The sequence below is a fragment of the Arthrobacter sp. SLBN-53 genome, from assembly GCF_006715585.1.
Lineage (GTDB): Bacteria > Actinomycetota > Actinomycetes > Mycobacteriales > Mycobacteriaceae > Mycobacterium > Mycobacterium neoaurum_A.
The window spans coordinates 1,375,000-1,401,146 of sequence record NZ_VFNN01000001.1 but is presented as its reverse complement, the minus strand read 5'-3'; the positions used below and the strand labels follow the sequence as shown (position 1 = coordinate 1,401,146).

23 protein-coding genes are annotated in these 26,147 nt (G+C 69.0%); 10 read left to right on the top strand and 13 right to left on the bottom strand.

What is annotated here, in order from left to right; genetic code table 11:
- Window positions 1-3: 3 nt before the first annotated feature.
- Window positions 4-1,155 carry a hypothetical protein gene (locus tag FBY28_RS06610; RefSeq protein ID WP_141865293.1) on the bottom strand — a complete coding sequence of 384 codons (1,152 nt, stop codon included), beginning with the start codon at window positions 1,153-1,155 and terminating at the stop codon, window positions 4-6.
- Between the two features lie 102 nt (window positions 1,156-1,257).
- On the opposite strand from FBY28_RS06610, the gene FBY28_RS06605 reads away from it, so the two are divergent.
- The 3 genes from FBY28_RS06605 (at window position 1,258) to FBY28_RS06595 (ending at window position 6,428) form a co-directional block, all read left to right on the top strand.
- Window positions 1,258-2,037: a nitrilase-related carbon-nitrogen hydrolase gene (locus FBY28_RS06605; protein WP_141865291.1), complete on the top strand. Its 780-nt coding sequence runs from the start codon at window positions 1,258-1,260 to the stop codon at window positions 2,035-2,037.
- A 96-nt stretch (window positions 2,038-2,133) separates the two neighbouring features.
- Complete coding sequence (locus tag FBY28_RS06600; RefSeq protein WP_141865288.1) at window positions 2,134-4,701, top strand: ABC transporter ATP-binding protein/permease; 2,568 nt, start codon at window positions 2,134-2,136, stop codon at window positions 4,699-4,701.
- Window positions 4,698-6,428 carry an ABC transporter ATP-binding protein gene (locus FBY28_RS06595; RefSeq protein ID WP_141865286.1) on the top strand — a complete coding sequence of 577 codons (1,731 nt, stop codon included), beginning with the start codon at window positions 4,698-4,700 and terminating at the stop codon, window positions 6,426-6,428. Before FBY28_RS06600 ends, FBY28_RS06595 begins: the two co-directional genes overlap by 4 nt.
- Before the next feature lie 13 nt (window positions 6,429-6,441).
- Here FBY28_RS06595 and FBY28_RS06590 read toward each other — a convergent pair whose 3' ends face one another.
- From FBY28_RS06590 to tap, 3 genes are all read right to left on the bottom strand, one after another.
- A complete protein-coding gene (locus FBY28_RS06590; protein ID WP_286177808.1) occupies window positions 6,442-7,806 on the bottom strand; it encodes an FAD-binding oxidoreductase in 1,365 nt (454 codons plus the stop codon).
- 9 nt (window positions 7,807-7,815) lie between these two features.
- On the bottom strand, window positions 7,816-10,419 hold the full coding sequence (locus tag FBY28_RS06585; RefSeq protein ID WP_141865282.1) for an AAA family ATPase: 2,604 nt from the start codon (window positions 10,417-10,419) through the stop codon (window positions 7,816-7,818).
- A gap of 65 nt (window positions 10,420-10,484) precedes the next feature.
- On the bottom strand, window positions 10,485-11,720 hold the full coding sequence (gene tap, locus FBY28_RS06580) for a multidrug efflux MFS transporter Tap (RefSeq protein WP_141865280.1): 1,236 nt from the start codon (window positions 11,718-11,720) through the stop codon (window positions 10,485-10,487).
- Between the two features lie 76 nt (window positions 11,721-11,796).
- On the opposite strand from tap, the gene FBY28_RS06575 reads away from it, so the two are divergent.
- Window positions 11,797-12,651, top strand: coding sequence for a uracil-DNA glycosylase (locus FBY28_RS06575; RefSeq protein ID WP_141865278.1), 855 nt, complete (start codon window positions 11,797-11,799; stop codon window positions 12,649-12,651).
- Window positions 12,652-12,658: 7 nt separating this feature from the next.
- Window positions 12,659-13,711: an LLM class flavin-dependent oxidoreductase gene (locus FBY28_RS06570; protein WP_141865276.1), complete on the top strand. Its 1,053-nt coding sequence runs from the start codon at window positions 12,659-12,661 to the stop codon at window positions 13,709-13,711.
- Here the strand turns inward: FBY28_RS06570 and FBY28_RS06565 are convergent.
- Genes FBY28_RS06565 through FBY28_RS06555 form a run of 3 tightly spaced genes read right to left on the bottom strand, consistent with a single transcriptional unit; the run spans window position 13,708 to window position 15,133 of the window.
- Complete coding sequence (locus FBY28_RS06565) at window positions 13,708-14,157, bottom strand: nitroreductase family deazaflavin-dependent oxidoreductase (protein WP_174241549.1); 450 nt, start codon at window positions 14,155-14,157, stop codon at window positions 13,708-13,710. The two genes, FBY28_RS06570 and FBY28_RS06565, sit on opposite strands and share 4 nt — an antisense overlap.
- Before the next feature lie 3 nt (window positions 14,158-14,160).
- Window positions 14,161-14,598, bottom strand: a complete 438-nt coding sequence (locus FBY28_RS06560) for an HIT family protein (protein WP_030136090.1) — start codon at window positions 14,596-14,598, stop codon at window positions 14,161-14,163.
- A gap of 46 nt (window positions 14,599-14,644) precedes the next feature.
- Window positions 14,645-15,133, bottom strand: a complete 489-nt coding sequence (locus tag FBY28_RS06555; protein WP_174241548.1) for a DNA-deoxyinosine glycosylase — start codon at window positions 15,131-15,133, stop codon at window positions 14,645-14,647.
- 38 nt (window positions 15,134-15,171) lie between these two features.
- On the opposite strand from FBY28_RS06555, the gene FBY28_RS06550 reads away from it, so the two are divergent.
- Window positions 15,172-16,302 carry an adenylate/guanylate cyclase domain-containing protein gene (locus tag FBY28_RS06550; protein WP_141865274.1) on the top strand — a complete coding sequence of 377 codons (1,131 nt, stop codon included), beginning with the start codon at window positions 15,172-15,174 and terminating at the stop codon, window positions 16,300-16,302.
- Here FBY28_RS06550 and FBY28_RS06545 read toward each other — a convergent pair.
- Both FBY28_RS06545 and FBY28_RS06540 read right to left on the bottom strand, forming a co-directional pair.
- Window positions 16,299-18,608, bottom strand: coding sequence for a heavy metal translocating P-type ATPase (locus tag FBY28_RS06545; RefSeq protein ID WP_141865272.1), 2,310 nt, complete (start codon window positions 18,606-18,608; stop codon window positions 16,299-16,301). The two genes, FBY28_RS06550 and FBY28_RS06545, sit on opposite strands and share 4 nt — an antisense overlap.
- Window positions 18,609-18,670: 62 nt before the next feature.
- Complete coding sequence (locus FBY28_RS06540) at window positions 18,671-18,874, bottom strand: cation transporter (protein ID WP_141865270.1); 204 nt, start codon at window positions 18,872-18,874, stop codon at window positions 18,671-18,673.
- Between the two features lie 85 nt (window positions 18,875-18,959).
- Here FBY28_RS06540 and FBY28_RS06535 point away from each other — a divergent pair, with 85 nt between their 5' ends.
- Window positions 18,960-19,583, top strand: coding sequence for a DUF305 domain-containing protein (locus FBY28_RS06535; protein ID WP_141865268.1), 624 nt, complete (start codon window positions 18,960-18,962; stop codon window positions 19,581-19,583).
- On the opposite strand, the gene FBY28_RS06530 is transcribed toward FBY28_RS06535, so the two are convergent.
- Window positions 19,584-20,510, bottom strand: a complete 927-nt coding sequence (locus tag FBY28_RS06530; protein WP_216847532.1) for an AIM24 family protein — start codon at window positions 20,508-20,510, stop codon at window positions 19,584-19,586.
- A 31-nt stretch (window positions 20,511-20,541) separates the two neighbouring features.
- Between FBY28_RS06530 and FBY28_RS06525 the strand changes: the two genes are divergently transcribed.
- A complete protein-coding gene (locus FBY28_RS06525; RefSeq protein ID WP_036462010.1) occupies window positions 20,542-20,745 on the top strand; it encodes a hypothetical protein in 204 nt (67 codons plus the stop codon).
- A 4-nt stretch (window positions 20,746-20,749) separates the two neighbouring features.
- Here FBY28_RS06525 and FBY28_RS06520 read toward each other — a convergent pair whose 3' ends face one another.
- Window positions 20,750-22,633, bottom strand: a complete 1,884-nt coding sequence (locus FBY28_RS06520; protein ID WP_141865264.1) for an ABC transporter ATP-binding protein — start codon at window positions 22,631-22,633, stop codon at window positions 20,750-20,752.
- Window positions 22,630-24,357 carry an ABC transporter ATP-binding protein gene (locus FBY28_RS06515; RefSeq protein WP_174241788.1) on the bottom strand — a complete coding sequence of 576 codons (1,728 nt, stop codon included), beginning with the start codon at window positions 24,355-24,357 and terminating at the stop codon, window positions 22,630-22,632. The genes FBY28_RS06520 and FBY28_RS06515 overlap by 4 nt, the downstream gene beginning before the upstream one ends.
- Window positions 24,358-24,470: 113 nt before the next feature.
- On the opposite strand from FBY28_RS06515, the gene FBY28_RS06510 reads away from it, so the two are divergent.
- A complete protein-coding gene (locus FBY28_RS06510; RefSeq protein WP_216847531.1) occupies window positions 24,471-25,046 on the top strand; it encodes a DUF3558 domain-containing protein in 576 nt (191 codons plus the stop codon).
- Entirely contained in the window at window positions 25,043-25,600 is a 558-nt protein-coding gene (locus FBY28_RS06505) for a DUF3558 domain-containing protein (protein ID WP_030136079.1), read from the top strand. The genes FBY28_RS06510 and FBY28_RS06505 overlap by 4 nt, the downstream gene beginning before the upstream one ends.
- Before the next feature lie 14 nt (window positions 25,601-25,614).
- Here FBY28_RS06505 and FBY28_RS06500 read toward each other — a convergent pair whose 3' ends face one another.
- Complete coding sequence (locus FBY28_RS06500) at window positions 25,615-26,106, bottom strand: SixA phosphatase family protein (protein ID WP_141865260.1); 492 nt, start codon at window positions 26,104-26,106, stop codon at window positions 25,615-25,617.
- Window positions 26,107-26,147 lie beyond the last annotated feature (41 nt).

Sequence of the window (26,147 nt, the reverse complement as noted above, 5' to 3'; positions counted from 1 at the left end):
TGATTACGACAACTGGAAAGCACTGTCAAGAGCTCGTCGCGCGGATACGGCGACAACGGGGTCGTCCGGCCGGCATTGCGTCAGGCTCCGAACCGTCGACGGGAGGACCGGGCACGTCCGCTCGGCCGTCACCGGGGCGGCCACGATCCCGGAGGTGGCCGCACCCCGCGTGCTCGCCAGCAGCTCGCGGCGCGACGGCCCGCCGACCCCGGTGAGCACCAGCACGACGGCGAATCCGTCATGGTCACCGGTGGTGGCCGTCAGGCTCTGATACGCATTGTCCAGCGCGACGAGACCGCCGAATGTGGCCTGCCCGCTCGTGACCAACGCCGTCGCCAGCGAGTCCCGCGCCTGATTCGATGAGACGTAGGCGTGGCCGGGTACCCAGCCGGTGAACTCGACCCGCTCGGTGGAGAACGCGCCACTCCAGACGAACCCGGTCGCGGTCTCGATCGGATCCGGCCCGAAGATCCGGCCATGGTCGTTCTGACGCAGGAAGAAGTCGTCGGAGTAGCTCAGCAGCACCCCGCCCGGCTGCTGGCCGTACGTGACATCGTCGATGCGGCCCTGGAACCCGAAGCTGTGCAGCGGCTGTGCCGGGAATCCGGATGCGAACATCGCCTGGTTGAGCCGACGCCCGGCCTGCCCCGGCGACGTCGACCGCGGATCGACGATGATCACGTTCACCGCCTCCAACAGCGTCCGGCCGTCGTGTTGCTTACCGCCCCAGTCGGAGATCTGGCCCGCGGGCGTGAGCATCCACTTCCCGATATCGCCGTGCGCCGTGGACATCTCGTCGGTCGGTGCGGGCAGGGTCGCCGGTTCGGCGCGCGCCGCCGGCGGGTCATCATCGAGCAGGGTCCGCGCGCGCGTCGCGACCCGGCCCGTGCTCGGGTGATCGGTACCCACCGCGGCATCGCGGTCGTGATCGTCCGGTCCGGAGATCGCACCGGCGTCGGCCAACCGCACGGATGCCGTCTCGGGCGCCGGATCCGATGCGGTCGCTACGTCCTGCTGCGCGCTCGCCGGGCTCGGCTCGTCGGCATACGCGATCCCGACCCCGCCGATTCCGAACAGCAGGGCCGCCGCAGCCATGGCCGCGGCCGCCCCCGCACGCCGCATCACATACACACGTCCGCCCCCGCGCACCGCCATCCCCGTCCGCCTCCCCAAGCGAAACACCCGTGTCCAGGAGCGTAACGGCGTACCCGTGCCTTCGTGGGCCGGTTCGCCACGCCGCTGCTGCAGAATGGCCAGATGGCCGACAGCGCTGACACCGTCCGAGTCGCGATCGCTCAACTCGACGTCGCCGCACGCGATATCGCGCGCAACAGCGCCCGGCTCAGCGCACTCGTCCGCCGGCACGCCGACGCCGATCTGGTGGTGGTGCCCGAACTGGCCCTCACCGGGTACGAGATTGACGATCTCGACGAGTTGGCCGCCCCGCCGGAGCGGGCAATGGCCGAGATCGCCGAGGCCTGCGCCGCTTCCGGCACCGCGTTCGTGGGCGGTTACCTGGAGCCAGGGCCGGGCAAGCCCTACAACTCGATGGCCGCCATCGACGCCTCCGGCGCGTTGGTCGCCAACTACCGAAAGACACACCTGTTCGACGCCGAGGCACAGGCGTTCACCGCCGGGGACCGGCTGGTGGTCGCGCAGCTCGGCGAGCTGCGGGTGGGCCTGGTGAACTGCTTCGACATGGAGTTCCCGGAGGTGGCCCGCACCCTGGCCGACGGCGGGGCGCAGCTGCTGGTGGTCAGCTCGGCCAACATGGATCCGCTGTACAACGATCACCTGATCGCCGCACAGTCCCGCGCGCTGGAGAACCGGTTGCCGCTGGTCTACGCCAACCGGTGCGGTGCCGAGATCGGGCACCGATTCTGCGGTGGCAGCCGCGCGGTCGACCCCGACGGCCGGGTGGTGGCCGAACTCGGCCGCGACGACGACGTCCTCACCGTCGACCTCGCGTTGCGCAGCGCGCTCGGCGGGCACGTGAACTATCTGCGGTTGCGCCGCCCGGAGCTCTACACCCACTGAGCGCGCGCCGAGGTGCGCCCGGATCGGGCGCCGGGTAAGGCTAGCCTAAACTCCTAACGGATGCAGACCGGTGGCATCTGAGAAGGAGGCCCCGAGATGGCACGCGGATTCCAGGGCGTGATGATGCGCGGTTTCGGTGCGCGCGATCACCAGGTGACCGTGCTGGGTACGCAACGGTTGGCCCCACACTGTGTGCGCATCCAGATGGTGTCACCGACGATCTTCGAGGACTCGGCCGCCGAACCCACCTCCTGGCTGCGGTTCTGGTTCCCCGATCCCGACGGCACCGACACCGAGTTCCAGCGCGCGTACACGCTCTCGGAATCCGACCCGACCACCGGGCACTTCGCCATCGATGTGGTGCTGCACGAGCCCGCCGGCCCGGCATCCCGCTGGGCCGCCGACGTCACACCCGGTGCCACGATCGCGGCAATGGTCATGGGATCCAAGGGTTTCTCGGTCCCCGAGGACCCGGCGGACCGGCCCGCCGGCTACCTGTTGATCGGCGACAGTGCCTCCCAGCCGGCCATCAACGGCATCATCGGCGCCGTCCCACACGACATCCCCGTCGAGGTGTACCTGGAGCAACACCATGACGACGACCCGCTGATCCCACTGGTCGAGCATCCGCGGTTGCGGGTGCACCGGGTGCCGCGGACCGATGCCGCCGCGGTCACCGCTGCGATCGAATCCCGCGACTGGTCCAACTGGTACGCCTGGGCCGGCCCCGAGGCCGGCACGCTCAAGGGTCTGCGGACCCGGCTGCGCGACGAATTCGGCTTCCCCAAACAGGAGATCCACGCCCAGGCCTACTGGACCGAGGGCCGCGCCATGGGCAGCACGCGCGGTGACGAACCGACGGTCGAGACTCCCGTTGCGGCACCCGAGCCGGCGGACACGCCGCGTTCGGCGCCGACGGGTACCTGGCGGGCGCAGGCCGCGGGCCGGCTGTTGGCGCCGCTGAAGAAGACCATGATCATCTCCGGTGTCCTGCAGGCGCTGATCACCCTGGTCGAGCTGGCGCCGTTCGTGTTGCTGGTCGAGTTGGCCCGGCTGCTGCTTGCCGGTGCCGACGCGGACCGGCTGTGGGACCTGGGTATCGCCGCGCTCGCGCTGTTGGGTACCGGCACCTTCCTGACCGCGGCCCTGGCGCTGTGGCTGCACCGGGTGGACGCGGCATTCGCCAGGGACCTGCGCGGCAGGCTGCTGACCAAGCTCTCGCGGCTGCCGTTGGGTTGGTTCACCGCGCGCGGATCGGGATCGATCAAACAGCTCGTCCAGGACGACACCCTGTCGCTGCACTACCTGATCACCCACGCCATCCCCGACGCGGTCGCCGCGGTCATCGCGCCCGTGGCGGTGCTGGTGTACCTCTTCGTCGTGGACTGGCGCATCGCCCTGGTGCTCTTCGGCCCGGTGCTCGTCTACCTGGTGCTGATGTCGGTGATGACCATCCAATCCGGAAACAAGATCACCCAGGCGCCCAAATGGGCCGAACGGATGAGCGGGGAGGCCGGCGCCTACCTCGAGGGGCAGCCGGTCGTCCGCATCTTCGGCGGCGCCGCATCGTCGAGTTTCCGCAACCGGCTCGACGACTACATCGCCTTCCTCGTCGACTGGCAGCGCCCCTTCATCGGCAAGAAGACCCTGATGGACCTGGTGACCAGGCCGACGACGTTCCTGTGGCTGATCATGGCCGTGGGCACTCCGCTGGTCATCGGCGGTGGGCTCGACCCCGTCGATCTGCTGCCATTCCTGTTGCTGGGCACGACGTTCGGGGCGCGGCTGCTGGGTATCGGCTACGGGTTGGCCGGTATCCAGGGCGGCACGCTCGCCGCGCGCCGGGTGCAGAGCGTGCTCGACGAACCCGAGCTGACCGTCCGTGAGGATCTCGCGACCGGTGCCGACGGCGGTGCACCGACGGTGGTCTTCGACCGCGTGAGCTTCGGTTACCGACCCGAAGTTCCGGTGATCAAGGATGTTTCGCTGACCCTGGCGCCCGGGACGGTCACCGCCCTGGTCGGCCCGTCGGGCTCGGGCAAGTCCACACTCGCCGCGCTGCTGGCCCGGTTCCACGACATCCAGCAGGGCGCCATCAGTATCGGCGGTGACGATATCCGCGCGCTGTCGGCCGACGAGCTGTACCGGCGGGTGGGATTCGTGCTGCAGGACGCACAGCTGGTGCACGGTAGCGTCGCCGACAATATCGCTCTCGCCGATCCGGACGCCGATATCGACCGGATCATCGCCGCAGCCCGCGACGCCCGCATCCACGACCGTATCGAGGGCATGCCGCAGGGCTACGACACGGTGCTCGGCTCCGGTGCGGGACTGTCCGGTGGGGAGCGGCAACGCCTGACCATCGCCCGCGCCATCCTGGCCGACACCCCGGTGCTGATCCTCGACGAGGCCACCGCCTTCGCCGACCCGGAATCGGAATACCTTGTGCAGCAGGCGATCAACCGATTGACCAAGGACAGGACCGTGCTGGTCATCGCGCACCGTTTGCACACCATCACCCACGCCGACCAGATCGTCGTCCTCGACGACGGCGTGGTCGCCGAGGCCGGAACCCACGAACAACTGCTCGCCGCAGACGGGCGCTACCGGGCGCTGTGGGAATCGGCGCACCCCACCACCGAAGCCGCGGAGGCCACCCGATGATCCGCACCCTGTTGGCCCTGATCCCCGCCGACCGGCGCAACAAGGTCGGGCTGTACACCGTGCTGGCCGTCATCTCGGTGGTGCTGCGGGCGGTCGGCGTGGTGCTGTTGGTGCCGCTGGTCGCCGCGCTGTTCAGCACCACACCCGGTGACGCCTGGGGTTGGCTTGGCTGGCTGACGGCGGTCACCGTGGCCGGCTGGGTGATCGACACCCGCACGGCGGCACTCGGTTTCGATATCGGCTTTGCCGTGCTGGACAACACCCAGCACGATATGGCCGACCGGCTCCCGGATATCCGACTGGATTGGCTGTCCCAGGACAACACCGCGACCACCCGGGCGGCCATCGCGGCCACCGGACCCGAGCTGGTCGGCCTGGTGGTCAACCTACTGACCCCGCTGATCGGTGCCGTGCTGCTTCCCGCGGCTATATCGCTTGCCCTGTTGAGGATCTCGGTGCCGCTCGGGCTGGCCGCACTGGCCGGCGTCGCGGTGCTGCTCGGCGCCCTGTGGTGCTCGGGTCGGCTGACCCGCGGCGCCGACCGTATCGCCGCCGACGCCAACACCGCGCTCACCGAACGGATCATCGAGTTCGCCCGCACGCAGCAGGCGTTGCGTGCGGCACGCCGCGTCGAGCCCGCCCGCAGTCTGGTGGGCTCCGCGCTGCAGGCCCAGCACGGGGCCGGCCTGCGGCTGCTCAGCATGCAGGTTCCCGGGCAGCTCCTGTTCAGCCTGGCCAGCCAACTCGCGCTGATCGTCTTCGCTGCGGCCGCAAGCATTCTCACGGTGCGCGGTGCGTTGACGGTGCCCGAGGCGGTCGCGCTCATCGTGGTCATCGCACGCTATCTGGAACCGTTCACCGTCCTGAGTGAGTTGTCCGGTGCGCTGGAATCCACCCGCGCCACGCTGGCCAGGATCCAACAGGTGCTCGATGCCCCCACCCCCAGCGCGGGCACCGATGTGTTGCCCGGTGACCGCGCACCCCGCATCGAATTCGAGCGGGTGTCTTTCGGGTACGGCGAATCGACGGTTCTGGACGGGCTCAGCTTCACCCTCGAACCGGGTACCACCACCGCGATCGTCGGACCGTCCGGTTCGGGTAAGAGCACCATCCTCGGTTTGATCGCCGGTCTGCACGAACCCGGCAGCGGCCGCGTGCTGTTCGACGGACAGGATCTGGCGCACCTCGACCCGGCGGCGCGGCGCGCTGCGATCAGCATGGTGTTCCAGCACCCCTACCTGTTCGACGGGTCACTGCGTGAGAACATCCTGATCGGCGAGCCACATGCCCGGGAGCAGTCCTACCGTGCGGCAACCGCACTCGCGCGGGTCGACGAGCTCACCGAACGATTGCCCGACGGTGATCGCACGGTGGTGGGGGAGGCCGGTTCGGCCCTGTCCGGTGGTGAGCGTCAGCGGGTGAGCATCGCTCGTGCGCTGATCAAACCGGCTCCGGTGCTGCTTGTCGACGAGGCCACCAGCGCGTTGGATACCGAGAACGAGGCCGCCGTCGTCGCGGCGTTGACCGCCGACCTGCGTGACCGCACCCGGGTGATCGTCGCGCACCGGTTGGCCAGCATCCGGGGAGCCGAACGCGTGCTGTTCGTCGAGGGCGGGCGGATCGTCGAGGATGGTTCCATCGACGAGTTGCTCGCCGCCGGTGGCCGGTTCGCCCGGTTCTGGACCGAACAAACCGACGCATCGGCCTGGCAGGTCGCCGGTCGTTGACTCGGCGCCTCGATCAGAGCCCGGTGCCGGGGTTGAGGATTCCGGCCGGGTCCAGGGCGGCCTTGATCCGGCGGTTGAGTTCCATCGCCTCGGGGCCCAGGTACCCGGCCAGCCACGGTTTCTTCAACCGGCCCACCCCGTGCTCACCGGTGATGGTGCCGCCCAGCGACACCGCGAGGTCCATGATCTCGCCGAACGCGATCTCGGCGCGGCGGGCCATATCGGTATCGGCGGGGTCGAACACGATCAGCGGGTGGGTGTTGCCGTCACCGGCATGAGCGATCACCGAGATCAGCAGATCGTGCTGCGCGGCGATCTTCTCGATACCGGCGACCAGATGCGACAGCGAGGGCAACGGCACGCCCACATCCTCCAGCAGCAGCGACCCCTTGGCCTCGACGGCGGGAATGGCGTACCGGCGGGCCACCACGAATGCTTCGCCCTCCGCCGGGTCCGAGGTCGAGAACACCTCGGTGGCACCGGCCGCGGTGAACACCTCGGCCATGAACTCCGCGTCGGCGGCCCCGGCCGGTCCGCGGTCATCGGAGGCGGCCACCATCATCGCGGCCGCGGTGCGGTCCAGCCCCATCTTGAGTTTGTCCTCGACGGCGTTGATGGCCGCGGCGTCCATGAATTCCAGCATCGAGGGCCTGATCTTGCCGGTGATGGTGACGACGGCGTCTGCGGCGGCCTCCACCGAGGCGAACGTCGCCACCACGGTGCACGCCGGGTGCTGCGGGGGCAGCAGCCGCAACGTCACCTCGGTGATGATGCCGAGGGTGCCTTCGCTGCCGACGAACAACTTCGTCAGGCTCAGTCCGGCAACATCTTTCAGGCGCGGACCACCGAGGCGCACCGCGGTCCCGTCGGCCAGCACCACCTCCAGGCCCAGCACGTAGTCGGTGGTGACGCCGTACTTCACACAGCACAGCCCGCCGGCGTTGGTCGCGATGTTCCCGCCGATGGTGCAGATCTCGAACGAGGAGGGGTCCGGCGGGTACCACAGTCCGTGCTCGGCGACTACCTTCTTCACCTCGGCGTTGAGCAGTCCGGGCTGCACCACCGCCGTGCGCGTGGCGGTGTCGACGGTGATATCGCGCATCCGTTCGGTGGACAGCACGATGCTGCCGTCCTGCGCCGTCGCACCACCGGACAGGCCGGTGCCCGCGCCACGCGGGATGACGGCGACCCCATTCGCCGCGGCCCACCGGACGATGGTCTGCACGTCCTCGGTACCGCGGGGGCGGAGCACCGCCAGCGCGGTGCCCGCATCGGGATCGGCGGCGCGGTCCTGGCGATAGGAGGCGACGATATCGGGGTCGGTGACGACGGTGCCCTCGGGCAATGCGGCGATCAGGCCGTCCAGCGCGGAACTCACCACTTGAGTCTATGGGCGGCGCCGGCGCAGCAGTTCGGCCAGCTCTTCGCGGGTCGTGGTGCCGGTCTTGTTCATCGCACGGTAGATGTGGCCCTCGACGGTCCGGATCGACAGGCTCAGCCGGTCGGCGATATCGCGATTGCTCGGCAGCGGTGTCACCGCCGCCAGCACGGCGACCACCTCCCGTTCCCGGCCGGTCAGCGGTATCTCCTCGCTGGCCGACTCCTTGGTCGGGGTGCGCACGCCGCACTCGGCGGCCAGGGCGTCCGCGCGGGTCGAACAGGTCAGGCCCGATCCTCGCTTATCCTGATTGCGGAAGATCGTCGCCGCGTGGGCGGCGGCGTCGAGCGCGGCGACGCGGTCGCCGATCTTCTCGAATTCCTCTGACACCGAGCACAGTTCGGCCGCATCACCGGCGCGCAGCGCGGTGGCGAACCGGGCGGCCAGGCCGGCCCGTGGGCCTTCCACCAGGTCGCCGAGTTCGGTCAGCCGTTCGGCGTGGCTGCGGTCGCCGAACTGGGTGGCCAACTGTCGGCACCAGACCTCGGCGGCGAACCTGTGCTCGGCACCGGCTTGGTGCGCGGCCGTCGACAGGGTCGCGGTGGCCTGGCTGACCCAGCCGCGCGCGGCCGCCACCCAGGCACGGGCCACCGCACGCTCGTAGCGCAACGGGCGGAAGGGGCGGTCCAGCGTATCGAGCCGGTCGAGGATGGCCTCGGCATCATCGGCCGCGCCCCGCATGGCCAACGCCGTCGCATGGGCGATGTCGTAGCGGAAACCCCACCCTTTCTCATGTCCGGCCATCACCGCGGAGATCTGTTGGAAAAGCGTTGTCGCCCCGATGATGTCACCGTCCGCCAGCGCGGCGCGGGCGGCTATGGCCGGGCCGAGGGAGTGCGCGGTGCCGGGAAGATCGGTGGCCTCGGAGACGACCCGCTCGGCCACCTGCCGGGCATCCTGGATCCGGCCGGCCAGCACCAGGGCGGTCAGCTCGGAGTCGGCGAGGTTGAACCTGATGTGGGGTGTGTCGAAGGCACCGTGCGCCGCGGTCCGGTAGCCCAGTGCAACGAGCTCGCCGGCCGCGGTCATCCGGCCGGCGTCGGCGGCGATGGTGGCCAAGGCCCATGCGGTCTCGGCGCGCAGCACCTCCGGCAGGGCGCCGAGGTCGACCGATTCGGCCACCCGCTCGGCGTCATCGGGCCGGTCCATGGCAAACCAGTACACGGTGCGGAAGGCGTCCAGCCACTGCCTGCCTGCCGGGTCGAGGCCCGCGGCGACCGCGTCGGCGTGGGCCTTGGCGTCGTGGGGTCGGTGCAGCGCCCAGAGCAGGTTGGAGGCGCGCAGGTGGGCGAACCCGGCGCGTTGGGTGTCGGACAGCGTCGTGGTGTCCAACGCCGCCAGAATGTCCTCGGCTTCTTGCCCACGGAACAGCCAGGACAGCGCGTGCGCCCGAAGGTAGGTGGCCTCCGGGCCCGCGCCGGCCTGTTGGGCGGCCGTCGCCAACCGCTCGGCCAGCGCGAGGTCTGCAAGTCTGATGGCACCGCGGGTGGCCCGCACCAGCAGGTCGGGATCGGGGGCCAGGTCCGAGTCGATGAGCAGGGTGGCGCGCCGGACCGTCGCCCGCAGGTCGTCGGCCTGGTTGCGGGTGGTCAACTCCGTGGCGATGCGACCACGAAGTCGGCGCAGGGTGGCCGCCGGGCAGCGGCTGCGCCGCAGTTCGCCGTAGAGCGGATGCGCGATGCGGGCCTGTACCCCCTCGGCGGTGTCCTGCAGCACCACCAGTTCGCGGACATTGGCCGCTTCGACCGCGTCGACCGAGGTGACCCGTTGCAGAACCGCGAGTTCGAGTGGTTCGGCGACGGCCAGGGCGTCGATGGCCTCACCGACCGAGGGCTCGAGATCACGAAACCGGGATTCGATCAGCTCGACAAGGCCGGTCGGCAGCACCGGGCGGCCCAGCCATTGCCAGCGGCCCTCGCGTGACACCAGCCTGCCCTCGGCGAGTTCGTGTTCGACGATATTGCGCAAGTAGAGCGCATTTCCCTGGGTCAGATCCCAAAGGCGTTGCGCCGCAGACTCGTCGACGGTTCCGCCGAGCACCGCCGTCAGCAGCGCGGAACTGTCGGGCTGGCGCAGTGGACGGAGCTCCAGCCGATCGAACGGATGGTCCTTCCATATCTCGCGGACGGTGTCGGGGACCGGTTCGCCATCGCGCACGGTGAGCACGACGCGGCCGGCGCCGCGCTGCACTATCTGATGCAGCACGAACGCGGACAGCTCGTCGAGCAGATGGGCGTCGTCGACACCGATGACCGCCGGTTCGCCGGTCGGGGTGGCCGTCACGGCGTCGATGACGCCGCGCACCAACTGCAACCGGTCACCATCGGGGTCGGGGGCCCATTCGGCAAAGGCGCCCAGCGGCAGGGTGCGCGCCGCCGTGGTGCCGACGATCCACCGTGCCGAGCTACCCTGCAGCGCATCGCGTGTCAGCCTGCTCTTGCCGACGCCGGCGGGCCCGGACACCACGATGCCGCGCAGCTCCGGGGACGTGACGGCCTGGCGGATCGTCTGGATCTCCGCCGCTCGTCCCACCAGTGGCCACTTCAACCGCACTCGCAAAGCCTAGTCGGCGATCCACGTCGGGCACGGCGGCAGTTCCGGTTCCGGCGCGGGGCGCACTACCGGTCGACGCCGCGATCGCGGTCGAGGTCGCGCAGCGCGGGCAACCCGATGGCGACCAGGCCGATCAGCAACATCGGCACCGCCAGCGCTAGGAAGGTGGCGTGCAGCCCCGCGGAATCGGCCAACGGACCCGCCAGCAACAGTCCCAGCGGTCCGGCCGCGTAGGCCAGCGAACCCATCACCCCGACCACCCGGCCACGCAGATGTGCCGGAGCGTTGGTCTGCATGACGTAGTTGTAGATCGGTTGGATCGGTCCGTAGACGAAGCCGACGATCGCCGAGAGCCCGAGGATCAACGGCAGCGGCGGCAGGAACGCGATGATCGTCATCGCGACGCCCAGGGTGATGACTGCGATCAGCATGGTGGTGCGCCGTTTCATGTACTTCGACAGCACCGCATAGCTGAGCGCGCCGACCAGCCCGCCGATCGAGAGGGCCATCAGCACCCAGCCCAGTTGGGCGGGTTCGTCGCGGTCGGTGAAGTACTTCGGGAACAGCACCGCCTCCATCGGCATGTAGAGGCCGGTCACCGCCAGGTCGATCAACGCCAGGGTGCGCAGCACCTTGAGGTTCCAGACGAAGCGCAGGCCCTCGAGGACACCGGCCCAGACCTGTTCGGGCAGCTGGGAGCGGTCCGGTGGTCCGACGCCGTCGAGGCGCAGCACCGAGACGGCCAGGATCGAGCAGCCGAACGCGGCCGCGGTCACCCACATCGTCTCGATACCGCCGACGGTGGCGATCAGCATGCCGCCGATGCCCGGACCGACGATATAGGCCAGGTTGAAGACCGCCTCGTAGACGCTGTTGGCGTGATCGAGGGTCCACCGGGCGCGCGTTGCGGCCTCGGGCAGCATGGTCTCGCGGGCGGTCATCCCCGCCGGGTCGAAGGCCGCGCCGAGTGCCGCCAGCGCGGCCAGCACCGCGACGTTGACGGCGTCCACCCCGAATACCAACGCGATCACCGGTACGGCGGCCACCGAAAGCCCCGACAGCGCATCGGAGATCATCGAGACCCGGCGGCGGCCGATATAGTCCACCGCCGCACCCGCGATGACAGTCGATGCCAGCAGGGGCAGGGTCCCGGCCATCGCGACCAGCGATGCCTCCCATGCCGACCCGTTGCGCTGCAACACCAGCCACGGGAACGCGACCATGGAGATGCCGTTGCCGGCGCCGGCCATCAGCGCGGCGAACAAGATGAGGTACGCCGGGCCTCGGCTGGGGGTCTGCATGGCTATCGCGGCGAAATGTAGCAGCGGTATCGGCGTCCCCGCGACCGATTTACCGACCGCGGGGCAGGATGGATCGATGCCTGGAAAAGAGCCGAAACTGCCGCATCCGCGCACCGGGCAGCCGTTCAGTTCGCCGGTGCCTGCCGGCTCGGGCTGGCCGGGGGACCCCGCCAAGCGGACCACTCCGGTGGCGCGTGCCGCCGCCGATGTCGAGGTGCTGGCCGCCGGGGCGCGCTCGCTGCCGATCCTGGACGCCGAGGTCAGTGTCTGCCGGGCATGTCCGCGACTGGTGACCTGGCGTGAGGACGTCGCCGTGCAGAAGCGCCGCGCGTTCGCCGACCAGCCGTACTGGGGCAGGCCCATCCCCGGCTGGGGTGCGCGCCGCCCGCGGGTGCTGATCGTCGGATTGGCACCGGCCGCGCACGGCGCCAATCGCACCGGCCGGGTCTTCACCGGGGACCGCTCCGGCGATCAGTTGTTCGCGGCGCTGTTCCGGGCCGGATTGGTCAGCGCCGGGGTCAGCGTCGACGCCGCCGACGGGCTGAGCACCGAGGCGGTCCGGATCGTCGCGCCGGTGCGGTGCGCGCCCCCGGCCAACAAGCCGACCCCGCAGGAGCGGACCACCTGTGCGCCGTGGCTCACCGCGGAGTGGCAGCGGGTCAGACCGTCGGTGCGGGTGGTGGTGGCCCTCGGCGGATTCGCCTGGCAGGTGGCGGCCGGGCTGGTGGCCGACGAGCTGGCCGCGGGGCCCAAGCCGGTGTTCGGCCACGGTGTGCAGGTGCGATTGACCTCCGGCGCGGTGCTGTTGGGCTGCTATCACCCCAGCCAACAGAACATGTTCACCGGCCGGCTGACCCCGGCGATGCTCGATGATGTCTTCACCACAGCGGCCCGGATCGCGGGGAACGAAACGGGACCGCGGCGACGTTGAACCACTAATGCGTCTATCTGTCCTGGACCTCGTTCCTGTCCGTACCGATCAGAGCACCGCCGACGCGGTGGCGGCGACCGTGCAGGTCGCCCAGACCGCCGATCGGTTGGGCTTCACCCGCTACTGGGTGGCCGAACACCACAACATGCCCGCCGTGGCGGCCACCAGCCCGCCGGTGCTGCTGGCCTATCTGGCCAACCAGACCGAGCGGATCCGGCTGGGGTCGGGTGGGGTGATGTTGCCCAACCATGCGCCGCTGGCGGTCGCCGAACAGTTCGCCCTGCTGGAGGCGATGGCCCCCGGCCGTGTCGACCTGGGCATCGGCCGGGCGCCGGGATCCGACCCGGTGACATCGATGGCGCTGCGCGGGGCCCGTGCCGCCAACGACGAGGACATCGAGCGGTTTCCCGAGTACCTCGACCATGTCGCGGCCCTGATGAGCACCGGTGGGGCGCGGGTGGGACTGTCGCGCGGGATGCTGGCCCAGCAGGACTACACCCTCAAGGCGACTCCGGCCGCGGTCGGGGAGTGCACGTTGTGGCTGTTGGGTTCGTCGATGTATTCGGCGCACCTGGCCGCCGCCAAGGGGCTGCCCTACGTGTTCGCCAACCACTTCTCCGGGCAGGGGACCGCCGAGGCGCTGGCCGCCTATCGTGCCGAATTCCGGCCCAGCCCCGAGCTTTCCGCGCCGCGGACCTTCCTGACCGTCAATGCGTCGGTGGCCGACACCGCCGAGGAGGCGCACCGGTTGCTGCTGCCGAATCTGCAGATGATGGGCCGGTTGCGTACCGGCCGTCCGCTCGGGCCGCTGGATCTGGTCGAGGCCGCCGAGGCCACTTCGGTATCGGCGCAGGAGCAGTTGATCATCGACTCGTCGGTGGCGCGCACCGTCGTCGGGGACGCCGCCGGCGCGGCCGATCAGATGCGGGCGCTGGCAGCGGAATTCGACGTCGACGAGGTGATGGTGAACCCCGTCGCGTCGGCGTTCGCCGGCACCGCGGCAGGCACCGCGCCGGCCCGCGAGCGCACCCTGGAGCTGTTGGCCAAGGAACTGCTCTAGGGGCTCAGCACGATCACCGGGATGGGCCGCGAAGTGCGCTTCTGATAGCCGATGTAGCGGTCTTTGTTACCGCGCATATCGTTGACGATCCGCCACAACCGGTCGAAATCGGGATCGCCGGGAAACACGGCCCTGGCCGTCACCGGAATGCGCCGCGGACCGACGTTGATCTCGACCTGAGGGTTGGCCTTCAGATTGTGATACCAGCCGGGTGCCTTGGGCTCGCCGCCCTTGGAGGCCACCACCAGGTAGTCCGCGCCGTCGCGGGCGTAGGTCAACGCGTTGGCCCGGGCCAGTCCGGTCTTGGCGCCGACGGTGTGCAGGATCAGGGCCTTCGGGCCGAACGGGATCGTGTGGCCGATCCGGCCGTCGGTGGCCTTGTACAACTTGTCGTGCAACAACAGCAGCGGAAGCCCGATGTATCGCTCCCATGGCGGCATGCTCATGGGTCAATCCTGCTCGGCCGCGTCGAGTTCTGCCAGTGCGGTGCGCAACAGTCGCCCGGACTCCTCGCGGTCGGGGTCGCGGCGTACCAGCATGCCCTTGGCGAAACTCAGTTTGTCGCCGGCACGGCGCGGCACGACATGCAGGTGAATGTGGAACACCGTCTGGAACGCCGCTTTGCCATCGTTGATGGCGATGTTGTTGCCGTCGGCGTGCAGCCCGGAGCGCCTGGCGGCGCGGGCGATGCGCTGGCCCAGTGCCGCCATCGCCGCGACGGTGTCGGGTGCGGTGTCGGTCAGATCGACGCTGTGGGTCTTGGGGATCACCAGGGTGTGGCCGCGGGTGAAGGGGCGGATGTCGAGGATCGCCAGCAGGTCGTCATCCTCGTGGATGCGGACGGCGGGCGCCTCACCGGCGATGATGGCGCAGAACACGCAGGACATGCAGACACCGTATCCGCCCGCCCCGGCCGGTCTGTCCGTCCCGCGGTCAGCCGAGTGCGTCCCGCCAGTGCCGCAACTTCTCGGCATAGGCCATCGTGTGCGCCGGGCTGGTGGACGGTAGTTGCACGATCGGCAGGTCCGGCGCATCGACGACCAGCCTGCGATGGTTGCGTTCGGCGGCCTTGCCGTTGAACACCAGCCGGCCGATGCCGGGGTGGTCGGCCAGCAGTGCGCCGATATCGTTGGCCACCATGCTGGCCGGCTCGATGGCCGAGTCGAGGCTGCCGATCCGCCGGCACGACTTCAGCACATCCCACACCGCGACGCCGTGCCCGGCCAGTGCCGCCGCGCGGTGCGGGTAGGGTGCGTCCGGCTCGAAACCGTAGATGTCGGCGCAGATCCGCCAGAACGCGTTGCGCGGATTGCCGTAGTACTGCCGATGCTCCAGGGACAGTGCGCTGGGCATGTTCCCCAACACCAGGATGGTGGGGTGCGCGCCGATGATGGGCGCAAGGCCGTGCAGCACGTCGCTCACCGCCCCGATCTTGCCCGCCTCCGGTATAGGTTGGCCCGGTGGGTAGCAACTCCGATATCGACTTCGACGTCGAGGCCTCCGGCCTGCTCGACGGGTTGACCGGCCAGGCCCGTGCCGACCGGGCCGAACTGATCCCATGGTTGCTGGACCAGGGCGTCACGGTCGAACAGATCCGCGACTGCGACGAACCGGTCCTGTTGGCGTCGCGCCGGATCCTGGGCGATGACGGCGATTATGTGTCCGCCCGCGAGATCTGCGAGAACATCGGGATCGATCTGGAGCTGCTGCAGCGGGTTCAGCGGGCCCTTGGCCTGCCACGGGTCGACGATGTCGACGAGCCTGCGCACCTGCGTGTCGATGGTGAGATAGCCCGCTATGCAAAGCAATTCGCCGACATGGGTATCGACGAGGACAATATCGTCCTGGTCGTGAGGGCGCTCGCCGACGGATTGTCCAAGACGGCCGAGGCGATGCGGTTCACCTCGATGGCGGCGGTCATGGCCCCCGGGGTCAGCGAGCTGGATGTCGCGGTCGCGTCCGAAGCGTTGTTGCGACAGGTCAACCCGCTGCTCGGCCCGCTGATCGAGGACATGCTGCGCCTGGAACTGCGCCGCACCATGGAGTCCGATGCGGTGACCGCGGGCGAGCGTGCCGAGGGACGGCCACTACCGGGTGCCCGAGAGGTGACCGTCGCGTTCGCCGATCTGGTGGGCTTCACCAAGCTGGGCGAGGCGGTGCCGCCCGAGGAACTCGAAGGCCTGGCCAACCGGCTGGTGCAGACCACACACGAGGTGGTCGCGCCGCCGGTGCGATTCGTCAAGTCGATCGGCGATGCCGTGATGCTGGTCAGTCCCGAACCGATGGCGTTGTTGACGGCGGTGCTGGCGCTGCTGGAAGCCGCGGGTGCCGATGACGAATTCCCCCGACTGCGGGTGGGTTTGGCCTCGGGGAAGGCGGTCAACCGGGCCGGCGACTGGTTCGGCAGCCCGGTCAATCTGGCCAGCCGAGTCACCGGCGCGGCCCGGCCCGGCGCCGTGCTGGTCACCGAGGCGGTGCACGATGCCATCGGCGAGGACGCCGGCATCGAGTGGTCCTTCGCGGGCGCCAAACGGCTCAAGGGCATCAAGGACGAGGTCAAGCTGTTCCGGGCGCGCTACGGCCCCGGTTAGCCGACCCGACCGCCTGCGGAGTCCGTGCTCGGCGAGAACCGGCGCAGCCGCAGGCTGTTGCTCACCACGAACACCGAACTGAAGGCCATCGCGGCGCCGGCGATGATCGGGTTGAGCAGGCCGACCGCGGCCAGCGGTAACGCCGCGACGTTGTAGGCGAACGCCCAGAACAGATTGCCCTTGATGGTGCCCAGCGTGGCGCGGGACAGCCGAATGGCATCGACGGCGGCACGTAGATCCCCGCGCACCAGGGTCAGATCCGATGCTTCGATGGCAACATCGGTGCCGGTGCCCATCGCCAGGCCGAGATCGGCGGTGGCCAGCGCGGGTGCGTCGTTGACACCGTCGCCCACCATGGCGACGACATGACCCTCGGCCTGCAGCGCGGTGATCACGTCGACCTTTCCCGCGGGCAGGACCTCGGCGACCACGCGTTCGATACCCAGTTGGCCGGCCACCGATTCGGCGGCCCGGCGGTTGTCACCGGTCAACAGGATCGGGGTCAGGCCGAGCGCACGAAATCCGGAAATCGCTTCGGCGGCGGTGTCTTTGATCGTGTCTGCCACCACGATGACGGCGCGGATCTGCCCGTCGGAGGCGAACCAGATCGGGGTATGTCCATGGGTGGCAGCCTCATCGGCGAGCCGCACCAGGCGCTGCGGTGCATCCAGCGACCAGTCCGCGCGCAGCCAGCTGATCCGGCCGGCGGCCACCGCCCTGTTCTCGACCACCCCGGTGACGCCGAGACCGCCGTGATTGGTGAACCCCTCGACCGCGGGCAGCGGGCCGCGCCGGGCCGCATACTCGCTGACAGCGCGCGCGATCGGATGTTCGGAGCCGTGCTCCAACGCGCCGACCGATCTGAGGATCTCGTCGGCGTTCTCGCCGTCGGCGACGTGCACGTCGACCACCGACATCCGGCCGGTGGTCACGGTCCCGGTCTTGTCCAGAACGATGGTGTCCACCCGGCGAGTGGATTCCAGGATCTGAGGTCCCTTGATCAGGATGCCCAACTGGGCGCCGCGGCCCGTACCGACCAGCAGCGCCGTCGGCGTGGCCAGGCCCAGGGCGCATGGGCAGGCGATGATCAGCACGGCAACCGCCGCGGTGAAGGCGGCGGCCGGCGCACCTCCGGCCAACAACCAGCCCACCAGAGTGGCCAGCGACAACACCAGCACGATCGGGACGAAGACCGCCGAAACCCGGTCGGCCAGCCGCTGCACGTCGGCCTTACCGCTCTGGGCATCGGTGACCAGGCGGGCCATCTGCGCCAGTTGGGTGTCGGCGCCGACGTGGGTGGCGCGGACCTCCAGCCGCCCGGACACGTTCACGCACGCACCGACCACCGGATCGCCGACGGTGACCTCGAACGGCACCGACTCACCGGTGAGCATCGACGCGTCGACGGCCGAGGTGCCCGCGGTCACCACGCCGTCGGTGGCGATCTTCTCGCCGGGGCGCACCACGAACGTGTCCCCGACGGCGAGTTGCGTTATGGGGATGCGGATCTCACCAGCCCCGGTGTTTTCCCCCGTCGCTTCGCTCGCCCCGGTGTTTTTCCCCGTCGCTCCGCTCGCCCCGGGGCGCAGCACGGCCACATCCTTGGCGCCCATGTGCAGCAGCGCCCGCAGCGCGGCACCGGACTGCCGTTTGGCCCGCGCCTCGAAATAGCGCCCGGCCAGCAGGAAGGTCGTCACGGCGGCGGCGACCTCGAGGTAGAGATGCGGTTCGTTGCTGCGCGAGATGAACTCGAACGGCATCTTCATACCGGGCATGCCGGCATGGGTGAAGAACAGCGCCCACACCGACCAGACGTAGGCCGCAATCACGCCCACCGAGATGAGCGTGTCCATGGTGGCCGCCCCGTGGCGCAGGTTGGTCCAGGCGGCCCGGTGGAACGGCCAGGCACCCCATACCACCACCGGGGAGGCCAGGGTGAGGGTCAGCCATTGCCAGTTGTCGAACTGCAGTACCGGGATCATCGACAGTGCGACCACCGGCAGGGACAATGCCGCCGAGATCAACAGCCGCTGCCGCCAGGGTGCGGACTCGTCGGGTTCGGTTGCGGTGTCGTCGGTTTCGGTCCTGTCGGTCCGGGCGGCGGGCACCGCGGCGGTGTACCCGGTGGCCTCGACGGCGGCGACGAGATCCTCCGGTGTGACGGTGTCGGGGTAGTCGACCCGCGCCTGTTCGGTGGCGAAGTTGACGCTGGCTTCGACACCGTCGATCCGGTTGAGTCGCTTCTCTATTCGGGCCGCGCACGATGCGCAGGTCATGCCGCCGACGTCGAGGGTGACGGTACTCATCTCGCCTCCGGTTCTCTGGCGTTGTGGTGGGGGTGGCGGCGTGCGGGCGCCCGCCGGTCGGTTCAGGCCGGTACGGCCACGTCGTAGCCGGCGTCCTCGATGGCGGCCGCGAGGGATTCGGTCGCCGCGCTGCCTGCCACGGTGACGGTTCCCGCGCTCAGATCGACATCCACCGAGGTCACACCCTCGACGGCGGTGAGCGCGGCGGTGATGGACTTTACGCAATGGCCACAGGTCATACCGTGGACGTGAAGGACGATGCTCATGCCGCCATGGTATACCGGTAGGGGGTATGGGTAAACGTCTACGTCCACGTCTGTAGGGAGGAACACATCGATGAGGAAAACGGCGATGGCGATCGCAACGGGAGCGGCCGCCGTCCTGCTACTGGCAGGCTGTACCAGTCAGTCCGAACCCGCCGCCGACGGTCACACCGACCACGGCCACGACACCGGTCAGGAGAGCGGTCACAACACCAGTCACGATGGCAGCGGGGCAAACCCGGGTCCCGACGCCGGCACGCACAACGGTGACGACGTCGCATTCGCCCAGCACATGATTCCGCACCACAGCCAAGCCGTGGAGATGGTCGACATCCTGCTGGCCAAGCCCGACGTGGATCCACGGGTGGTCACGCTGGCCGAGCAGATCCGCGCCGCGCAGGCGCCCGAGATCGAGCAGATGCAGGGCTGGCTGGACCAATGGGGCAACCCGCCGATGCCCGCCATGGACCACGGTTCGATGGACGGCATGGTCTCACCCGCCGATATCGAGAAGCTGCGCGCGGCACCGGGCCCGGAGGCCACCAAGCTGTTCCTGGAGCAGATGATCGGACACCACGAGGGTGCGGTCACCATGGCGCAGAGCGAGATCGACGGCGGACAGTACCCGCAGGCCGTCGACCTGGCCCGGGCCATCATCGACAGTCAGCAGAAGGAGATCGACGAGATGAAGTCGATTCTGGACAGCCTCTGACTATTGCACGGGGATGGTGATGCCCTCTGAGGGCTGCACGATCACGAATCCCTGGCCGTGGAAGGCGACCTGCACGGCCTCACCGGAGCCGCGACCGATCAGGGCACCCGCCTTGAAGCTGGTCTTGAGCTGGGTCTGCAGGTTCGCCGACCAGGCCACCACCGCGTTGGTGTCGGCGTAGGTCGGCGCCTCGGCGGCATTGAGCACCACCGGCGGTCCGTCGGTGGTCAGGGCAACCCACCCACTGCCTCGCAGAGTGGTGTTGAACAGGCCACCGACGGCGATGCTGCCGCCCTTGACCCGCTCGATGTTCCAGTCCAGGCTCGCCGAGAAGGCCAGCACGTTCTTACCGCTGATCGACAGCCCCGAGTTCGTCAGCTGCAGCAGGTGCACGTAGTTGGCCTGCTCGGCCAGGAACACATCACCCTGGCCCTGGACGCGCATCAGTGGAAGGCCTTCGCCGGTCAGTGCCTTCTTGAGGAACTTGCCGGCCCCGCCGCCCTCGAAGGCGAAATCGACGTTGCCCTGGTAGGCGACCATGGAGCCCTGCCGGGCCATGAACGGTTCGCCGACCCGGACCCGTAGCAGCCGCTCGTTCTGGAGCGCGATCGCCGACGACTCCTTCTCGCTGAACCGGCCGTCGATCAGGTCACCGCTGATACCGCTGAACCCGTCACCGCCGCCCTGCGGTTGGGGATCCTGGCGTACTGGCGCGGCCTGCTGCTCGTCCTGCGGATGGCCGCCGGCGCCCGGCGGCGGGCCCAGCGGGGACGCGAACACCTGGCCCTGGTGGGATACCTGGTCGGTCCAGTTCTGCCCGTCGTACCAGCGGTACTCGTAGCGTCCCTCGGGATCCCGCAACCACTGACCACTCACCGTGTGCTCCTCGACATCAATCGTCTCGTCCAGTATCCGATCACCACCCATCCAATCACCTCACGCTGGCATGCTGGGTCGCATGGCAGCTGACGAGATCGATCGGGTCCGGGGGAGAAGCGCGCTGGCGGTGGTCAAGCAGCATCCGGGCATGGTGTTGTTCCTGGCCTCGCCGGCGATCATCGGGTTGATCGCGGTGTGGTGGCTCGCGGGGGCCGGCTGGGCGGCACTGCTGTTGGTGGCGCTGGTTCTCGGCGGGGGAGTTGCGGTGCTCGTCAAGCGCTGAGCCGTCAGGCCCGGGCCATCTCCCAGTACTCGCCGCGCCGGGCCAGCAGCTCGGCATGGGTGCCGCGCTCCACGATGCGGCCGGCCTCCATCACCAGGATCTGGTCGGCGTCGCGGATCGTGGACAGCCGGTGGGCGATGATGAAACTCGTCCGATCCCTGCGCAACTCGGCCATTGCCTGTTGGATCAGCAGTTCGGTGCGGGTGTCCACCGAGCTGGTCGCCTCGTCGAGGATCAACAGCTGGGGTCGGGCCAGCACCGCTCTGGCGATGGTGATCAGCTGTTTCTCACCGGCACTGATCGCACCGCCGTCATCGCCGACGCGGGTCTGGTAGCCCAGCGGCAGCGTTCGCACGAACCGGTCGACGTGGGCGGCCCGGGCGGCCGCGTGCACCTCGTCGGCATCGGCATCGGGTCGCCCGTAGGCGATGTTGTCGTAGACGGTCCCGCTGAACAGCCAGGTGTCCTGCAGCACCATGCCGATCCGCGAACGCAGATCGGCCCGCGGCATGGTCGCGATGTCGACATCGTCGATGGTGATCCGGCCGGAGTCGGCGTCGTAGAACCGCATCAGCAGGTTCACCAGCGTGGTCTTACCGGCTCCGGTCGGCCCGACGATCGCGACGGTGGAGCCGGGCTCGGCGATCATCGACAGCTCGTCGATGACGGGGGAGCCCGGCCGGTAGCCGAAGGACACCCGCTCGAACCGCACCCGACCAGGGCCGGCCGGCCGGGTGGACGGCGGCGCGTCCGAGGGCTCCTCCTCGGCGTCGAGCACTTCGAAAATCCGCTCCGCGCTGGCAATCCCGGACTGTAGCGCGTTGTACATCGCGGCGACCTGCGTCAGCGGCTGGTTGAACTGGCGGACGTACTGGATGAAGGCCTGGATGCTGCCCAGCGTGATCTGCCCGGTGGCCACCTGGATGCCACCGACCACCGCGACGGCGACGTAGCTGAGGTTGCCGATGAAGGTGGTGGCAGGCCCGACCAACCCGGAAAGGAACTGCGCGGCAAGGCTGGTGCGGTGCACATCGGCGTTGAGCGTGTCGAACTGCCGGCCTGCGGCGGCCCGGTGGCCGTAGGTCTTCACGACGGTGAAACCGCTGTAGGTCTCCTCGATATGGGCGTTGAGCCGGCCGGTGTTGGCCCACTGCTCGGCGAACAGCTTCGCCGACCGGCGGGCGATGGCGCGGGTCGCCCACAGCGACAGCGGGACGGTGAGCACGGTCAGCGCCGTCAGCAGCGGGGAGATCGTCAGCATCGCCACCAGCACGGCCAGCACCGTCAGCGCCGAGGTGAGCAGCTGGCTGATCGCCATGCCCAGCGTGGACTGCACATTGTCGACGTCATTGGTGACGCGGCTGAGCAGTTCGCCGCGCTGGCGGCCGTCCACATAGGACAGCGGCAACCGGTGCACCTTCTGCTGGATATCGGCGCGCAGCGTCATCATGGTGCGCTGCACCACCACGTTGAGGATGCGTGCCTGCAGCCAGACCAGCAGGGCGGCAACCAGATACAGCCCGAGCGCAAGCAGCAGGGTGTGCGCGACCGCGGTGAAATCGACCCCGTTGCCGGGTATGACGTTCATCCGGGTCAACAGGTCGGCCAGGGTGTCGTCACCGCGGGCCCTGGCGGCGGCGATCGCCTCCTCCTTGCTCAGCCCGGCCGGCAGTCCACGGCCGATGACACCGTCGAACAGCAGGTCGGTGGCGTGGCCGAGGATTCGTGGGCCGATCACACCGATCGCGATGCCGCCGACGGCCAGCATGATCACCGTCGCGGTCAACATGCGTTGCGGGGTCAGCCGTTTGAGTAGTCGCAGCGCCGAACCGGTGAAATCGCGGGAGCGGACGGTCGGCGGTTGCATCCCGCGCGTCGGGCGCGTCATGCGATCCCCACCGTCTGGGAATCCACGAATTCCCCATATGTCCGGCAGGTCTGCAGCAGCGACTCGTGGGTGCCGCTGCCCACCACGATGCCGTCCTCGACGACGATCACCTGATCGGCCTGCGCCACGGTGCTGATCCGCTGCGAGACGATGACGACGGTGGCCGACCCGGACACCTGCCGCAGCGCGGTCTGCACCCTGGCGTCGGTGCGGGTGTCCAGCGCCGAGAAGGCGTCGTCGAACAGGTACACCGCGGGACGGCGGATCACCGCGCGGGCGATGGCCAGTCGTTGCCGCTGACCACCGGAGAAGTTGATGCCCCCCTGGGCCACCCGCATGTTCAGACCGTCGGGATGAGCGCGCACGAAATCGTCGGCGGCGGCCACCCGCAACGCGTCCCACATCTCGTCGTCATCGGCGTCGGCCTTGCCGTACCGCAGGTTGTCGGCGACGGTTCCGGAGAACAGGTAACCGCGCTGGGGCACCAGGCCGACGGCCCCCCAGAGATCCTCGGTGTCATAGTCGCGCACGTCGACGCCGTCGAGGCGGGCTGCTCCGCCCGTCACATCGTAGAGCCGGCAGATCAGCGACAGCAGCGTCGACTTTCCCGACCCGGTGCTTCCCACGATCGCCGTCACGGTGCCGGGCCGGGCGGTCAGCGAGACTCCTTGCACGACAGCACGGTCGGCGCCCGGATAGCTGAATGTGGCATTTTCCAGCGTGATCTCACCGCGCAGACCGGTGCCGTCGACGGGCTCGGCGGGATTGCCGATCTGCGCGACGGTGGACAGCACCTCGGTGATCCGCTCCGCGCATGCCGAGGCGCGTGGCAGCAGCACCAGCAGCAGGGTGGCCATCACCACCGCCATCAGGATCTGCATGAAATAGGCCAGGAACGCGATCAACGAGCCGACCTGCATCTGGCCGGTATCGATGCGCTGGCCCCCGAACCAGATCAACGCGACGCTGGAGATGTTGATCACCAGCGTCGTCGCGGGCAGCATCAGCGCCTGCCATCGCCCGGCGACCAGTGCGGTATCGGTCAGTGCGGTATTGGCCTCGGCGAAACGTTCTCGCTCCAGCGGTTCCCTGGCGAATGCGCGGACCACCCTGATACCGGCGAGTTGTTCGCGCATCACCCGGTTGATGTTGTCGATCAGCCGCTGCATCGACCGGAAGATCGGCAGCAGCTTGGACACCACCCACCAGTTCGCCACCGCCAGGACCGGCACACTGACCAGCAGCAGCCACGACAGGCCGGCGTCCTGGTGGATCGCCATCGCGATACCGCCGACGCCCATGATCGGCGCGGTGATCAGCATCGTCGCCGTCATCTGCACCAGCAGCTGGATCTGCTGGACATCGTTGGTGGTCCGGGTGAGCAGTGTCGGCGCACCGAACCGGGCGCTCTCGGTGGCCGAGAACGTCAGGACATGGCCGAAGATGGCGGCGCGCAGATCACGGCCGAACCCGATCGCGGCCCGGGACCCGAAGAACACCGCGCCCACCGCGCACACCACCTGCAGTGCGGTCACCCCGAGCATCACCAGGCCGAGGTCGACGATGCGGCCGGTGTCACCCTTGGCCACGCCGTCGTCGATGATGGCGGCGTTGACCGTCGGCAGGTACAGCGATGCCAGGGTGCTGATGACCTGCAGCACCGCCACCACCGCGAGCAGCCCGCGGTAGGGCCGCACGTGGTGGCGGACCAGTGCCAGCAGCATGTGGTCACTCTTGCACACCGTGCTGTCCGGACCGCTCATCGGCCGAGACACGAAAAGGCAGGTCAGTCCGTATGTCAACGGTGTGGTGCGGGTCGGCCGCTACAGTGCATGTCGTGATCTTCCGACGCGGTGACGCCCGACTCAGCTGCGCGGCGAAGATGCTGGTTGTCGCCACTGCGGTGCTGCCCGTCGTCGTCGCGTGTTCGGACTCCGAGAGCCCGAGTACACCCTCGGTGCCCTCGACAACGGAGTCCGCCCCGGAGGCCCAGCACGGGCCGGTGTTCCCCGAGTGCGGTGGCATCAGCGATGAGACCATCGCCCAGTTGACCCAGGTCCGTGGGCTGGTCAACACCGCGCGCACCTCGGTGGGGTGCCAGTGGCTCGTCGGTGGCGGCATCATCGGCCCGCACTTCTCGTTCACGCACTTCCGCGGCAGTCCGATGGGCCGTGAACGTAAGACCATGGAGCTCTCGCGGGCCAGCGTCGAGGATGTCAGCATCGAAGGACATGACGGTTTCGTCGGCATCGGCGAGGACCTGGTGCTCGGCCGGAACCTCTGCGAGGTCGGCATCGGATTCGGCGACGACTTCATCGAGTGGTCGGTGAGCTACACCCAGAAGCCGTTCCCCGATGCCTGTGAAGTGGCCAAAGAACTGACCCGCCAATCGATTGTGAATGCGCAGCGATGAGCATGATGAAGCGTCCGTTGACGGTGGTTGTGGCGTTGCTCGCGGCGCTGACGATGGTGCTCGGGGTGCAGGGCTGCTCGCGGGCGGTCGACGGCACCGCGATCAAGTCCTCGGGTGCGGGGCCGCGTAACAACGACTCCCAGCGCAGCTACCCGAACCTGCTCAAAGAATGCGATGTGCTGACCGAGGACATCCTTGCCGAGACCGTGGGCGCCGACCCGCGCGACATCCAGAGCACCTTCGTCGGTGCGGTGTGCCGCTGGCAGGCAGCCAACCCGAACGGGCTGGTCGACATCACCCGATTCTGGTTCGAGATGGGCAGCCTGGACTACGAGCGCCAGGTCGCCCAGGAGCTGAAGTTCGGAGTCGAGGAGCGCCGCATCGCCGGCGTGCAGTCGATCGTCATGCGTAACCCCACCGACGCCAACGCCTGCGGGGTGGCCAGCGATGCCAGCGGTGTCGTCGGCTGGTGGGTCAATCCGCAGGCACCCGGCATCGATGCCTGCGGGATGGCGATCAAGCTCATGGAACTGACGCTGGCCACCAACTCCTAGCGGGTACGTGCCTCCTAGCGGGGTACATGGAATTCGGCCAGGCGTGCGCCGCCGAGCTGCAGGTCGCGCCACGAACAGCTGACCTCCAGCCGTGATATCGCCGAGGTCGGGTACTTCGACTCGATCTCGGCCACGGTCGCGGGATCGCTGTCGTCACCGGCCAGGCCGAGTGCGAGACCGGACATCACCGGCTCGTGCCCGACCACCAGCAGCGTGGACACCTCGTCGCCGATGTCGTTGATCTCGGCCAGCACGATCCCGGGTGTGGAGTCATAGAGGCGGTCGACAAAACTCACCGGTGCGTCGATTCCGGTGCGCTTCAGCGTCAACCGAGTCCTGGTGGCCGTCGAACACAGCACCGCGTCGACGGCCGGTGCGTGGGACCGCAACCACTCGCCGGCCAGTCCCGCCTCACGCTCACCGCGCGGGGCCAGCGGTCGCTGGTGATCGACGGTATCGGCCGGGTAGTCAGACTTGGCGTGGCGCAGCAACAACAGGGTCCTCATCGCAACCAGGCTAGGTCAAGACAGCGAGGCCATGCCGATGC